Here is a 12,062-nt window from a genome sequence, read left to right as displayed (position 1 = left end):
ACCCCAAAAACGGAGAGAACCGATGATTCCCTGGAGGATGGCCCTGATGGTCGGCGCGCTGCTCGCCCTGCCGGTCCATGCGCACGAGGTGTCCGGCCAGCACGGCGGCCGCGTGACGGACGCCGGCAAGTACCACGTCGAGCTCGTCGCCAAGGGCGAGACCGTCGACGTGTTCGTGTCGGACGGCAGTCAGAAGCCGGTTTCCGCTACTGGTTTCAAGGGCACCGCCATCCTCGTCGTCGGCGGAAAGCCGGCCCGGGTGCCGCTGGAGCCGGCCGACGGCAACCGCCTCTCGGGCAAGGCGTCCGTGGCACTCGGCGAGAGCCCGAAGGGCGCCGTCCAGCTCACCGCCCCGGACGGCGCGACCGCCAGCGGCAAGTTCAACTGACCAATGGCCCTTCCGCCTCGAACGCGGGCGGGAGGGCCCGACCGATCCCGCGTAGGGATGCAGGAGGACCGGCCGAAGGCATGTCCCTCCTGCCCAAGCCACAGGCCGGGAAGCCGACGCTTCGCCGTCCTGTCCATCACGACGGAACAGGGAGCCCACGCCATGAAGACTATGACCGCCGCCGCCCTGCTGATCGTCCTCTCGGCGGTCGCCCCGGCCCTGGCCGACGACCAGGGCAACGCCAATGCCGAGCAGCAGACCCAGCCGACGCCGAACCGCGGCGGCACCTCGGGCGGACCGGCCCACGATGCCCGCCCGGGCGAGACGGGCTCGACGGGGTCGAGCGAGCGCATGGATCACGCCCATCCCGAGGGATCGGCATCCAAGCCGTCCCGCAACCGCTGATCCGTCGCCCAGACCCTGGATGCCTATGCGACCGTCCGGGCCGCAGGGCTCCCACCGACCCGCAACCGAGTTACGTCACGTAGGAATGGAAACGACCATGAGGACCATCGGCAGGATTGCATTGGCCGCGCTGCTCGGCCTCGGAATGGCCGGTCACGGCCTCGCCCAAGGCACCCACTCCCATGGCGGGCATGAAATGGCCGGCGACCCGAAGGCCTCGCATGACAACGATATGATGAAGATGATCAATGACATGAAGCCGGACCCGAAGGACCCGGCCTCGACGAAGGACTTCAAGACCGCCGACATGGCCATGATGCACGACATGCACGTGCCCTACACGGGCGATCCGGACGTCGATTTCCGCACCCACATGATCCCGCATCACAAGGGCGCGGTGGCGATGGCCAAGGTGGCGCTCAAGCACGCCAAGGACCCGTCCACCAAGGAGATGGCCCAGAAGATCATCGACGACCAGGAGAAGGAGATCGGCGAGATGGAGGCCTGGCTGAAGAAGAACGCGAAGTAGGCCAGTCGACGGTGGGCCTGGAGGCCGGTATCGGGCCGGCCTCCAGGCCCGCGATGATGGGGCAGTCCGGCCGTTCGTCGCCGTCGCAGGCCAGGGCCAGGCCTCGCAGGACGTCGGCCATCTCCCGAAGGTGCCGGGCCTTTCCTTCGAGTTCCTCGACGTGGGCCAGGGCCAGGGCCTTCACTTCGGCGCTGCTGCGACCGGGGTCGCCCCACAGGCCCAGTAGCACCCGGATGCGTTCCAGGGAGAACCCGAGGTCCCTGGCGCGGCGGACAAAGCCGAGCCGGTGGACGTCCTCCGGATCGTACTCGCGATAGCCGCTCTCGCGGCGCTCGGCGGGAGGCACCAGCCCGATGGCCTCGTAGTGCCGGATCATCTTGGCCGAGACACCCGATGCCTCGGCCGCCTGCCCGATGTTCATGGCGTACTCCATGGTTGACCTTCCCATCATGGGAAGGCGCAGATCGATAGGCAATACGAACGCAGGGGAATTGGATCATGGCCCACGGCACCGGACCGAACGTCGACGCCCATGCGCATGGAGGCGACAACCACCATGCCGGGCACGACCACGCGCACCATGGGCATGGCCATGAGGAGGCGCCCACCGCCGCCGGGTCGGTCAAGGATCCCGTCTGCGGGATGACGGTGGACCCGCACACCGCCAAGTACCGCGCGGAACACGGCGGTCGGCCGTACTACTTCTGCTCGAACGGCTGCCGGACGAAGTTCGAGGCGGAGCCCTCCCGCTACCTTGACCCGGCAAGCGCCGCGGAAAAGGCGGAGCCCGTGCCGGAGGGAACGACCTACACCTGCCCGATGCACCCCCAGATCCGTCAGGTCGGACCCGGCGCCTGCCCGATCTGCGGCATGGGCCTGGAGCCGGAGACCGTGAGCCTGGACGATGGCCCGAACGAGGAGCTCGCCGACATGAACCGGCGTTTCCGGGTCGGGCTCGTCCTGACCCTGCCGGTGTTCGCGCTGGAGATGGGCGGGCATCTGACGGGCCTTACGGAACGGATCGGGCAGCAGAACTCCAACTGGATCCAGTTCGCGCTGGCCACGCCCGTGGTGCTCTGGGCCGGCTGGCCGTTCTTCGTGCGCGGCTACCAGTCCGTGGTCCTGCGCTCGCTCAACATGTTCACGCTGATCGCTCTCGGCACCGGCGTGGCCTGGGCCTACTCCGTGGTGGCCACCCTGGCGCCGGGCCTGTTCCCGATGGCCCTGCGAGGACACGGCGGCGCCGTGCCCGCCTACTTCGAGGCCGCCGCCGTCATTACGGTGCTCGTTCTCCTCGGGCAGGTGCTGGAGCTTCGGGCGCGTGAGAGCACGGGCGGCGCGCTGCGGGCCCTCCTCGACCTGACGCCCAAGACCGCGCGCCGGCTCAAGCCCGATGGCACCGACGAGGAGGTCCGGCTTGAGGGCATCGCGGTGGGCGACCGCCTGCGCGTGCGTCCCGGCGAGAAGGTGCCGGTCGACGGCGCCGTGGTCGAGGGCAGAAGCTCGGTCGACGAGTCCCTCGTCACGGGGGAGTCGATGCCCGTCACGAAGGAGGCCGGCGCGACCGTCGTCGGCGGCAGCATCAACCAGTCCGGCGCGCTCGTGATGGAGGCCCTCAGGGTCGGTCGTGATACCATGCTGGCCCGCATCGTCCAAATGGTGGCCGAGGCCCAGCGCAGCCGCGCCCCGATCCAGCGCCTCGCCGACCAGGTCGCGGGCTGGTTCGTCCCCGTCGTCATCGGTATCGCGGTCCTCGCCTTCGCGGCCTGGATGGCCTTCGGGCCGGAGCCACGGTTCACCTACGCGCTCGTCGCCGCGGTCGCGGTCCTCATCATCGCCTGTCCCTGCGCCCTGGGCCTGGCCACCCCGATGTCGATCATGGTCGGTGTCGGGCGCGGCGCCGGGGTCGGCGTTCTGATCAAAAGCGCCGAGGCGCTGGAGCGTATGGAGAAGGTCACGACCCTGGTGGTCGACAAGACCGGGACCCTCACCGAGGGCAAGCCGACGGTGACCCGCATCGTCCCGGCCCATGGCTTCGCGGAGGAGGAAATCCTGCGGCTGTCGGCCGGCGTCGAGCGGTCCAGCGAACATCCGCTGGCCGTTGCCATCGTGGCGGCGGCGGAAAGGCGCGGCATCGCGGTCCCGGCGGCTTCGGAGTTCGATTCGCCCACCGGCAAGGGTGTCCTTGGCACCGTCCAGGGACGCCGCGTCCTTCTTGGCAACGCGAAATTCCTTGCCGGGGAGAACGTCGCGACGGGAGATCTCGACGCGGTGGCCGACGGGCTGCGCAGGGACGGGGCCACCGCGATCTTCGCCGCCGTCGACGGACGAGCCGCGGGCATCATCGCAATCGCCGACCCGGTCAAGGCGACCACCGCCGAGGCCCTGGCCGGCCTCAAGGAGGAAGGCATCCGCGTCGTGATGCTGACCGGGGACAACCGCACCACCGCCGAGGCCGTCGCCCGTCAGCTCGGGATCGAGGCGGTGGAGGCGGATGTCCTGCCCGACCAGAAGTCGGCCGTCGTCGAGCGCCACAAGGCGGCGGGCCAGGTCGTCGCCATGGCGGGGGACGGGGTCAACGACGCGCCGGCGCTGGCCTCGGCGGATGTCGGCATCGCCATGGGGACGGGTGCGGACGTCGCCATCGAGAGCGCTGGCATCACCCTTCTCAAGGGCGACCTGACCGGCATCGTGCGGGCCCGTCGCCTGTCCCGCGCGGTGATGGGCAACATCCGACAGAACCTGTTCTTCGCCTTCGCCTACAACGCCGCCGGCATCCCGCTCGCGGCCGGTGTGCTCTACCCGATTTTCGGCCTGCTCTTGTCCCCCGTCATCGCGGCGGCGGCGATGTCGCTGTCTTCCGTCAGCGTGATCGGCAATGCGCTCCGGCTGCGTGCGGTGCGCCTGTGACCGTGACTGTCGGGCACCCCGCCGACAGGCATGCCGATGAAGGCGAGGTCGTCACGGTGGACGCATGCCGCCGCGCCCACGTGGTTGCGCAACATCCGCCAGGGAAGGGTCATTCGGCTAGCAGCGTCGCCTGCATGCGTTCGAAGGCAGTCTTCATCGTGCGGTAGGCGAGGCGGAAGAGCAGGGCGGCATCCTGGGCACTCAGCCATTCCGGCGTCTTGGAGGCGGTCCCGAGGTCGATGGCAAAACGGGCCGCGAGGAGCAGAAGGTCTTGGCGATGGAGGCAGGAATTGACGCTCCAGCCTGACCTGCGAAACTCCACTGCGGCCCCGGACACCGTCCGCAAAGTTTTTGGTTAAGGGCTCGTCCGGCCCTGAGGACGCCGTCCGCCGGAAGCATTGGACCCTTGTGCATTTCGCCCAACAGCCGCACCCTGGTTCGTTACCAAAGAGGCATCCAATGGGCTTCGACACCATCGACACCTTCCCCGCGCCGGCTGACCTCTCTCGGTTCTTCCTGGAGCCCGAGCCGCTCCCCGTTCCCCCGCCGCAGATCTCTGATGCCGAGCGCAAGCGCATCGAGCGCCAGGCCCGCAAGAATGCCGGCCTGCCTGACCTGCGGGCCGTGGATGTCGCCATCGTCGGTGCCCTCGTGGGTGCACTGGAGCGCGCCGACGTCGTCGGGCGGATGCGCGCGCAGGGCAGCGCCAAGGGGATGGAGCTCGACCTTGAGGTTGTCCTGCGGGACGCGCTCCGGGGCATCCGCCGCGGCAAGGTCGAGGGGCAGCCAGTGACGAAGGCGGCGGCCATCGAGGCCCTCCAGCAGCGGCTTCGCCTGCGCTGAGGCGGGACGGTGTCCTCCAAGATATGGCGTTACTGTTCGCTGAAGTAACGGGGCGCTAACGATGGTGGAAACAATCTCCTGCGGCGGTGTCCAATCCATCCCGCAGTCCAGGGATAACCCTTGACGCCAGGTCGACGCCGAGTCCCTGAGCTGAGAACGTGGCCTCACCTACGCAGGAGGCCGCCATGACGAGCGCACACGGGATTGCCAGCACCTTCGACCGCGGTGGCCTCGCCCTGGCCGGCGTTGCAGCCTCCTGCATCCAGGATGCCCGGCAGCGCCAGGCTGACGCCGACTACGAGCAAGCCTGCCGGAACATGTCGGCGGCCCAGCGCGCCGTCGCCGCCGTCGAGCGCCAGCGCCGGGAGCTCGTTGCCGCCCAGCAAGAGGCCGCCCGCCTCCGTGCCGAAGCCGCCGCCCTCCGCACAGAGAACGCCCGGCTCCGGGACGAGCTCGCCCGGATGCGAAGCCGCGCCCTGGAGGCCGAGGCCCGCCCGATCCGCGCCGCCAAGGAGGCCGCCGCCCGCCGTGCGGCATGACGTGATGTCCTCGCGTGCTGACGTGCGCACGACGTCAGCATCTCGTGTGCGCACAGATGCGCACAGGGCAAGGGACAACTGAAATCGTACATCCCTAGCGTGGCAGGCTGTCGCAGGCGTGCGCAGGCAAACGAAAGGCCCGCCCCCGGAAGGAGGCGGGCCTTGGCCGTTCCGGGGGTGGCGTCAGGCGGCGACGCGGTAGCCTGGGACGAGGCCGGGGTCCCGGGCGAGGTCAGCCCGGACGCTCTCGTAGAGCTCGTCGCCGTCGACGCTCGCGAGCTCCAGCGGGGGCATCCACTCCGGGCGGACGAGGCAGCGGGTCAGGCCGGGGATCAGGTGCGAACCTGTCATGTGGTCGCTGACGCGGCGCGCCCCGAAATCGAGGAGCCTCATGCACTCCTGATCGCTCAGCCGCCGCAACCAGACCTCGGCGGATTCGTCGAGGATGCGCATGTCGGGCTCGGGCTCGTCAGACAGGCGGGAGACGGCGTACGTCCGGGCGACGCGCCCCCATGCGACGATGGCCTCCTCGGTCTCGGACGGTGTCCGGGACACGAACGGGGCGGCGACGCGGACGATGTCCTCGGCCTGGACGGTGTCCGCCGCCGGGGGCGCAGTCGGGGCCGCGGCGTGCCGGACGGCGTCCATCATGTCCTCGACCTCGGCGTGGGCACCGACGGGTGGGGCGAACAGGCTGCGCAGGACCCACTTGCCGCCTTCGAGGACGAGGCGGGGGGCGGCCAGCATGGCCAGGATGGCGGCGACGAACATGCGACGGATGCTCATGGGGGTGGGGTCTCCTTCGAGAGGGGGTGACGGGTCCATTGTCTGCAGGGTGGAGCAAGCGACCAGGGCGATTAGGCGGCTTTGGCCGACGGGCGTCTGACGTAGTCGCCGGTGGCCTCTTCCAGGACGCGGTTGGCAGGCAGGTGCCACCAGGTCTGGCTGTCCACGCACCAAGCTAGGCCGCTGTAGTGTTAGTCCGCGGAGGCGCCCGGGACGTACTGCCAGTGGATCGTCCAGGCGTCCGGCTCGCCCCGGACGCGAACCTCGGTGAGCCCGCCGTCGAAGGCTTCCAGGCAGGTGACGACGCAGTCGTGGTGGCGCACGGTCTCGTGTGTGCCGGTAAACGGGTCCGGCCGATGCTGGTACCAGACCTCGGCCACCGCCTGTTCGACCATCGCCACGATGATGGGATCGAGCGGCTGCGTGCTGATGCTCACCCGACGCGGCTTCCGGGGCTCGTCGCCGGGCCGGGGCGGGTACCAGCCCGGCGGGACGGGGTCGCCGACCTTCCATGTGTTGTAGTAGCTGGTACTCGATCTGACAGGCGATGTCCGGAGGTGGTCGGTCTCGACTGCCTGATGGTGCTCAGGTGGCGATCATCTTCTCCTGGGCCATCGGGACGGCGTCAAGGAAGGTCCGCATCGGCGTCTTGCCGAAGCACCAGCGGCCCTGATGCGGTCGCTCGTCGTTGTAGCTCCTCATCCAGCCATCCAGGTCCGCCTGCAGCTCGGTCAATGAGCCGTAGATCTTCTTGCGGAAGGTGACGCGGTAGAACTCGTTCAGCACCGTCTTGTGGAAGCGCTCGACGATGCCGTTCGTCTGCGGGTTCTTGGCCTTGGTCCGGGAATGATCCACGTCCTCGACCGCGAGGTAGAGCTCATACTCGTGGTGCTCGGGATTGCCGCAGTACTCGGTGCCACGGTCGGTCAGAACCCGGCAGAGCTTCACCTCCTGCGCGTCGAAGAACGGCACCACGCGGTCGTTGAGCAGGTCGGCCGCCGTGAGGGCCGTCTTGCGGTCGTAGAGCTTGGCGAACGCCACCTTGGCGTAGGTGTCGATAAAGGTCTGCTGGTAGATCCGCCCAACCCCCTTCATGGTGCCGACGTAGAAGGTGTCCTGCGCGCCGCAGTAGCCGGGGCACTCGCTCTCGAACTCGCCGTGCGTCTCCTTCTCGGCCTTGGCCTTCTCCAGCGCCGCGAGTTGGCCTTCCGTGAGCACCAGCCCCTCCTGCGCGACCTTGGCCTCCAGAGCCTTCAGCCGCTTCTTCATGGTCTCCAGGTCGTGGCGCTGCCAGACGCCGCGCACGCCCGCCGGTGAGATGGAATGCCCGCGCTTGCGGACCTCATTGGCGACGCGGATCTGCCCGTAGGCCGGTTGCTCCAGGGCGATCTCCACGATCAGCGCCTCGACCTCGGGCGCGGTGCGGTTGGCCAGCAGCGGCTTGCGCCGACTCAACTCCTGCAGCGCCACCTCGCCGCCCGTGTCGTACAGCTCTCGGAACCGGTAGAAGCTGTCGCGCGAGTAGCCCATCATCTTGCAGGCTTGGCTGACGTTGCCGAGCTGCTTGGCCAGCTCCAGCAGGCCCACCTTGCCGCGGATGACCTTCTGTTCCCTCGTCATGGTCGGTGTCCTCGAAAACGCCGAGGCCGGGCGCTGCGCACCCCGACCACTCCGCGCCCGGCCTCGGCTCTCGCCTCAGCTCAACGACACCCTCTGTCAGATCAAGTCCTGACTACTGCACATGTGTCGTACCTCCATGCCGGCCTAGCTTGTTACGGCGGGGCCGCGTCGAGCGCATCGAGCAGCGTGGCTTGTCGCTCGCTCGCCCCTTCGTAGCCTACCCCCATGCGGGACGGCGCTGCCTCCCACTCAGCAAGGGAAACCGGCACCATGACCAAGCGCACACCCATCTCCGACCGCATCGCCGCACAAGTCGCGGACATCCTCGCCGAACGCGGGCAGGCCCTCGTGCAGGTCCGGCGCCCCAAGCTGGACGTCGAGGTGCTGAACGCCCGCCTCGCGCCGAACTACAAAGTCGAGGAGCGCTACGAGTGCCTCTCGCTGATCCGCGTCGACACCGACCGTGCGTTCGAGCACCTCATCCCGACCATGGCCCCCTACATCATCGTGACGCTGGCTGACATCCACGCCCGCGGCATCAGGAGGGGCGAGAACAGGGAGTGGGACCGCCACCGCGATGCGGCGAAGGCGGCGGGGGAGCGGGGCCCATGGGTCAAGCCGCCGGGCTACACGGAACCGCAGTGGCGCGTCCGGAAGGCCGCCGAGGCCGAGGTAGTGGCCGCACCGGCCGCCCTGCCGATCTAAGGGGGCGTTCATGGACCGCCGCGAATTCCGCTCCGCATTCGGCCTAATGGCCACGGGCCCGACCGACGAGCAGTGGGCCCGGCTCCGCGCCGAGATGGCGCCCACGCTCGCGAGTCCCGTGACCGTCCGGGCTGCGTACGACGCCTGCCACGACCTCGACGACGCGACCGAGCTCACCGACCACCTGCTATGGGCGTCCCGGGCAAAGGCGCCGGACTGGCTCGATGACCCGACGGCTGCCCTCTACGTCGCCACGCTCGCGACCGGGGAGGTCCTGTCCCTGTCGAGCGCCTGGTTCGGCGACCAGGTTGACCGGGACGTCGTGCTCTGGTGCGGCCCCGACACCGAACCGGAGGTCGTCTGGTCCGCCTGGGTCGCCTACGCCCGGCGGACGTTATGACGCCGGAGCTCCTCGCCCGCGCCGGCCGGGCGCTCGCCGGCGACGAATGGCGGCGCCCGCTCGCCCGCGCGTTGGGGCCGCTGCATCCGGACGGTCCCCGCGAGGAGCTCGATCAGCGGCTCGTTAGCCGGTGGTCGCTCGGGCAGCGCGAGATCCCCGGCTGGGTCCGCCCCGCCCTGGTGGGGCTCCTATGGCGACGGGCCCGAGATCTCCACGCCGAGGCGGACGAGGCCGCCAGCGTAGCCGATGCGCTGATGCCCTGACGCAAAGGGCCCCCGGAGCGATCCGGGGGCCCTTTCTCATTCCGCGTCGTCGGCCTCAGCGCGCTGCTCTTCGGGGGGCGTCGGCGTCGCGGCCATCCGTTCCAGGATGTCGGCCAGGCTGATCGGACGGAAGCCCCAGCAGTCCACGCCCACGTCGCAGGACCGCGATGTCCCCGGCAGCTTGCCGTGTGAGTGCCCGTAGAGGTGGAGCGCCCCGCGCCAGGACCCGCTCCACGTCCGGAGGCCATAGTGGCAGAGCACGATGCGAGTGCCGTCGACGTGGACCGTCCGGAGCATCTCCGGCGGGCTCGCCCAGGGAAGCCCGAGGTGCCTCGGCTTATCGTGGTTGCCGATGATCAGGTGCTTATCGCCCCGCAGCCGAGCGAAGATATCCTGGCACCGTTCGGCGCTGCTGTTCATGGCGAAGTCGCCGAGATGGAAGACTTGGTCGCCCGGGCGCACGACAGCGTTCCAGGCGTAGACCAGGTCGTCGTCGTGGCGGGCGATGTCGTCCCAGGGGCGGCCCTCCATGGCGAGGATGCCCCGGTGGCCGTAATGCGTGTCGGCCGTGAACCAGGTGCGGTGGGACGAATACGTCTGGCGGGTTTGCTTGGTCTTCATGAAGGCAGCCTCCTTGGCGGGGGCTGCGCGCACGGCGTCACGCCCCGGGAATGGTCTCGGTCTGGTAGGGGGCTATGCGCGGTTTCATGGGAGCCTCGTGGCGTCGATGAAGGGAGGATCGCAGCTCGCGAATCGTGCGGTCAACTGGGGCAGAGGGGCCATCCACCGCCACGGTGAAGGATGAGTGAAGCGGGAAGCCTGGGCCCAGGGACCGGGAGGGCAACGACGTTAACCTCGGACCCTCAACGTGCGACGGTCACCGTTGCCCGGTTCCAGCGAAGCGGCGATCATCGCTCGCATGACGACGACAACCTTCATAGTGACCGATGACATTTTCGAGGGCCGCGTCGAAGTCGCGGAGGCGGCATTAGACGACACGCCGCTCGACCTCGAAACAGCGATCTGGCTGCCCGAGCTCCGGACACCCGTGCGCCTGCGCGGTCTCCCCGACGTGGGCTGGTGGCCTGCCTACACGGAGCGTCAGCTTCGAGAGGCCATCGACCGGGTCGATCTCCTGCCCGAGCGGCATGGGCGGAAAATTGTCGTGACGAAGCGCATCATCAGGGAGTGGCGGGAAGCATGCCGCGCAGGAACAGTGGACCGCGTCTCTGGCTCAGGCCCGGCGAAGTCGCCAAGGATGGCGGCACCGAGCGTCTTGCCCAGTGGCACATCAAAGACGACGGCGGCGTCCGGAAGCCCGTTGGATGCTTTGCGCGCGATGTCCGCGGCCTCAAGGGCGCCGCGAAGGGCGAAGCCCTAGCCTTCAACGAGGCCGAGGAAGCCAAGGCGGCGCAGGCCCTGGCCGCCTACATCACGGCCAAGCACACCCCGTCCGTCCAGAAGGGCCGCGGCGCCGGCGAGATCCTAGTCGTCGACGTGCTCCTGATGTGGGGCGAGCGCGTCGTCCAGAAGAAGGTCGAGGACCTGCGGGCTGAGGACGCCAAGGCCGGCATCGCCCACGAAAAGCCGGCGATCTACGAGGCGCGTGCCGGCAGGTGCATGGCGCGGCTCCTTCAACTCGGCGAGTGGTGGCAAGGCAAGACGCTCGCGGACGTTGACGGTGACTCCTGCGACGCCTACGTGGCTTGGCGCTGCGGCCAGGCCTGGAAGAGCGCGCGCCCCGAGGACACCGGCAACGAGGCCCGCACCGTCTCGCCGCAGGGCGCCAGGCGTGAACTTGAGGACATGCGGGCGGCCATCAACTGGCACCGCGGCCGAGGCTACTGCCGCGAGATCGTCGAGGTCGCGTTGCCGGTCAAGGGGAAGCGGAAGGAGAACCACCTGGAGCGCCCCGAGGCGGCCCGGCTGCTGCTCGGCATGTGGCGCAAGCGGGCCGTCATGACGGTCCGCAAGGACAGTCCCACGCGCGCCGGCCAGGTGGTGCTGTCGCGTAAGAGGCCGCACCGGCACCTGTGCCGGTTCACGCTGCTCGGCATCTACACCGGCACCCGGGCCGGGGCCATCGCGACGGCCGCGTTCGACCCCATCCCGGGGCGGTCGTGGCTCGACCTCGACACCGGGATGTTCCACCGCCTCGCAGTCGGGCAAGCCGCCACGAACAAGCGCCAGCCGCCTGTCCGAATCCCCGACCGCCTCCTAGCGCACATCCGCCGGTGGAAGCGCCTTGGCGTGTCGAGGGACTACGTCGTCGAGTACAACGGGCAGCCGGTCGAACAGGTGAACAAAGGCTTCGGCGTAGCCCTGGCCGACGCCGGGCTCAAGGGCACGCCGCATATGTTGAGGCATACCTGCGCGACTTGGCTATTGCAGCGCGGCCTGAAGTCGTGGGACGCCGCGAACTACCTCGGGATGAGCGAGAAGATCTTGCTGGAGGTCTACGGCCACTGGGCCGCCGACTACCAGGCGGGCATCGCCGGCGGCCGGAAGAAGCGGTTGCTCCCGCCGCCCGAGCTCCATGACGCCTTCTCGATCCATTACCACCGCGACAAGGACTTGCGCATCGCGGCGGCGAACCGGGATGCGCGGCTCACGCGGCTCGGGCTGGTGCACCGGTCCTTGGCGACCGTGGCGAAGGCGAAGGCCGCCTGAGCGT

Annotated in this window: 16 protein-coding genes; 10 read left to right on the top strand and 6 right to left on the bottom strand. The window is 69.1% G+C overall.

Going from position 1 to position 12,062, the window contains the following annotated elements; translation table 11 throughout:
* Positions 1-22: 22 nt before the first annotated feature.
* The 3 genes from MGN01_RS03495 to copM all read left to right on the top strand — a co-directional run bounded on the left by MGN01_RS03495 (position 23) and on the right by copM (position 1,322).
* Positions 23-388 (top strand): hypothetical protein, encoded by a 366-nt coding sequence (locus MGN01_RS03495; RefSeq protein ID WP_147045168.1) that lies wholly within the window; start codon positions 23-25, stop codon positions 386-388.
* Positions 389-550: 162 nt separating this feature from the next.
* Positions 551-793 (top strand): hypothetical protein, encoded by a 243-nt coding sequence (locus MGN01_RS03490; protein WP_147045167.1) that lies wholly within the window; start codon positions 551-553, stop codon positions 791-793.
* A gap of 97 nt (positions 794-890) precedes the next feature.
* The gene (gene copM, locus MGN01_RS03485; RefSeq protein ID WP_147045166.1) at positions 891-1,322 is read left to right on the top strand and encodes a CopM family metallochaperone; all 432 of its coding nucleotides are present in this window, start codon (positions 891-893) and stop codon (positions 1,320-1,322) included.
* Here copM and cueR read toward each other — a convergent pair.
* The gene (gene cueR, locus MGN01_RS03480) at positions 1,258-1,743 is read right to left on the bottom strand and encodes a Cu(I)-responsive transcriptional regulator (RefSeq protein WP_147045165.1); all 486 of its coding nucleotides are present in this window, start codon (positions 1,741-1,743) and stop codon (positions 1,258-1,260) included. The genes copM and cueR overlap by 65 nt on opposite strands.
* A 77-nt stretch (positions 1,744-1,820) precedes the next feature.
* On the opposite strand from cueR, the gene MGN01_RS03475 reads away from it, so the two are divergent.
* Positions 1,821-4,232 (top strand): heavy metal translocating P-type ATPase, encoded by a 2,412-nt coding sequence (locus MGN01_RS03475; protein ID WP_147045164.1) that lies wholly within the window; start codon positions 1,821-1,823, stop codon positions 4,230-4,232.
* A 109-nt stretch (positions 4,233-4,341) separates the two neighbouring features.
* On the opposite strand, the gene MGN01_RS03470 is transcribed toward MGN01_RS03475, so the two are convergent.
* Positions 4,342-4,569, bottom strand: a complete 228-nt coding sequence (locus MGN01_RS03470) for a hypothetical protein (protein WP_147045163.1) — start codon at positions 4,567-4,569, stop codon at positions 4,342-4,344.
* 122 nt (positions 4,570-4,691) lie between these two features.
* Between MGN01_RS03470 and MGN01_RS03465 the strand changes: the two genes are divergently transcribed.
* Complete coding sequence (locus MGN01_RS03465) at positions 4,692-5,075, top strand: hypothetical protein (RefSeq protein WP_147045162.1); 384 nt, start codon at positions 4,692-4,694, stop codon at positions 5,073-5,075.
* Between the two features lie 185 nt (positions 5,076-5,260).
* Complete coding sequence (locus MGN01_RS03460; RefSeq protein WP_147045161.1) at positions 5,261-5,614, top strand: response regulator receiver protein; 354 nt, start codon at positions 5,261-5,263, stop codon at positions 5,612-5,614.
* Between the two features lie 183 nt (positions 5,615-5,797).
* On the opposite strand, the gene MGN01_RS03455 is transcribed toward MGN01_RS03460, so the two are convergent.
* The 3 genes from MGN01_RS03455 to MGN01_RS03445 all read right to left on the bottom strand — a co-directional run bounded on the left by MGN01_RS03455 (position 5,798) and on the right by MGN01_RS03445 (position 8,020).
* A complete protein-coding gene (locus tag MGN01_RS03455) occupies positions 5,798-6,400 on the bottom strand; it encodes a hypothetical protein (RefSeq protein WP_238258300.1) in 603 nt (200 codons plus the stop codon).
* Positions 6,401-6,591: 191 nt separating this feature from the next.
* Positions 6,592-6,837: a hypothetical protein gene (locus MGN01_RS03450; protein WP_147045160.1), complete on the bottom strand. Its 246-nt coding sequence runs from the start codon at positions 6,835-6,837 to the stop codon at positions 6,592-6,594.
* 148 nt (positions 6,838-6,985) lie between these two features.
* The gene (locus MGN01_RS03445; RefSeq protein ID WP_147045159.1) at positions 6,986-8,020 is read right to left on the bottom strand and encodes an IS481 family transposase; all 1,035 of its coding nucleotides are present in this window, start codon (positions 8,018-8,020) and stop codon (positions 6,986-6,988) included.
* Positions 8,021-8,290: 270 nt separating this feature from the next.
* On the opposite strand from MGN01_RS03445, the gene MGN01_RS03440 reads away from it, so the two are divergent.
* The 3 genes from MGN01_RS03440 (at position 8,291) to MGN01_RS03430 (ending at position 9,388) form a co-directional block, all read left to right on the top strand.
* Complete coding sequence (locus MGN01_RS03440; RefSeq protein ID WP_147045158.1) at positions 8,291-8,725, top strand: hypothetical protein; 435 nt, start codon at positions 8,291-8,293, stop codon at positions 8,723-8,725.
* A gap of 118 nt (positions 8,726-8,843) precedes the next feature.
* Complete coding sequence (locus MGN01_RS03435; protein ID WP_170245826.1) at positions 8,844-9,125, top strand: hypothetical protein; 282 nt, start codon at positions 8,844-8,846, stop codon at positions 9,123-9,125.
* Positions 9,122-9,388 (top strand): hypothetical protein, encoded by a 267-nt coding sequence (locus MGN01_RS03430; protein WP_147045156.1) that lies wholly within the window; start codon positions 9,122-9,124, stop codon positions 9,386-9,388. Before MGN01_RS03435 ends, MGN01_RS03430 begins: the two co-directional genes overlap by 4 nt.
* Before the next feature lie 36 nt (positions 9,389-9,424).
* Here the strand turns inward: MGN01_RS03430 and MGN01_RS03425 are convergent, their stop codons facing one another.
* Positions 9,425-10,009: a metallophosphoesterase gene (locus MGN01_RS03425; RefSeq protein ID WP_147045155.1), complete on the bottom strand. Its 585-nt coding sequence runs from the start codon at positions 10,007-10,009 to the stop codon at positions 9,425-9,427.
* A 579-nt stretch (positions 10,010-10,588) separates the two neighbouring features.
* On the opposite strand from MGN01_RS03425, the gene MGN01_RS03415 reads away from it, so the two are divergent.
* Complete coding sequence (locus MGN01_RS03415; RefSeq protein ID WP_170245825.1) at positions 10,589-12,058, top strand: site-specific integrase; 1,470 nt, start codon at positions 10,589-10,591, stop codon at positions 12,056-12,058.
* The last annotated feature ends 4 nt before the right edge of the window (positions 12,059-12,062 follow it).

It is taken from the genome of Methylobacterium gnaphalii (assembly GCF_007992215.1).
GTDB classification, from domain to species: Bacteria; Pseudomonadota; Alphaproteobacteria; order Rhizobiales; family Beijerinckiaceae; genus Methylobacterium; species Methylobacterium gnaphalii.
This window is presented reverse-complemented; position numbering and strand designations above follow the sequence as displayed.

Excerpts from the sequence above, each read along its gene's own strand:
- MGN01_RS03495 (WP_147045168.1), top strand. The coding sequence starts at position 23 with ATGATTCCCTGGAGGATGGCCCTGATGGTCGGCGCGCTGCTCGCCCTG.
- MGN01_RS03490 (WP_147045167.1), top strand. The coding sequence starts at position 551 with ATGAAGACTATGACCGCCGCCGCCCTGCTGATCGTCCTCTCGGCGGTC.
- copM (WP_147045166.1), top strand. The coding sequence starts at position 891 with ATGAGGACCATCGGCAGGATTGCATTGGCCGCGCTGCTCGGCCTCGGA.
- cueR (WP_147045165.1), bottom strand. The coding sequence starts at position 1,743 with ATGAACATCGGGCAGGCGGCCGAGGCATCGGGTGTCTCGGCCAAGATG.
- MGN01_RS03475 (WP_147045164.1), top strand. The coding sequence starts at position 1,821 with ATGGCCCACGGCACCGGACCGAACGTCGACGCCCATGCGCATGGAGGC.
- MGN01_RS03465 (WP_147045162.1), top strand. The coding sequence starts at position 4,692 with ATGGGCTTCGACACCATCGACACCTTCCCCGCGCCGGCTGACCTCTCT.
- MGN01_RS03460 (WP_147045161.1), top strand. The coding sequence starts at position 5,261 with ATGACGAGCGCACACGGGATTGCCAGCACCTTCGACCGCGGTGGCCTC.
- MGN01_RS03455 (WP_238258300.1), bottom strand. The coding sequence starts at position 6,400 with ATGAGCATCCGTCGCATGTTCGTCGCCGCCATCCTGGCCATGCTGGCC.
- MGN01_RS03445 (WP_147045159.1), bottom strand. The coding sequence starts at position 8,020 with ATGACGAGGGAACAGAAGGTCATCCGCGGCAAGGTGGGCCTGCTGGAG.
- MGN01_RS03440 (WP_147045158.1), top strand. The coding sequence starts at position 8,291 with ATGACCAAGCGCACACCCATCTCCGACCGCATCGCCGCACAAGTCGCG.
- MGN01_RS03430 (WP_147045156.1), top strand. The coding sequence starts at position 9,122 with ATGACGCCGGAGCTCCTCGCCCGCGCCGGCCGGGCGCTCGCCGGCGAC.
- MGN01_RS03425 (WP_147045155.1), bottom strand. The coding sequence starts at position 10,009 with ATGAAGACCAAGCAAACCCGCCAGACGTATTCGTCCCACCGCACCTGG.
- MGN01_RS03415 (WP_170245825.1), top strand. The coding sequence starts at position 10,589 with ATGCCGCGCAGGAACAGTGGACCGCGTCTCTGGCTCAGGCCCGGCGAA.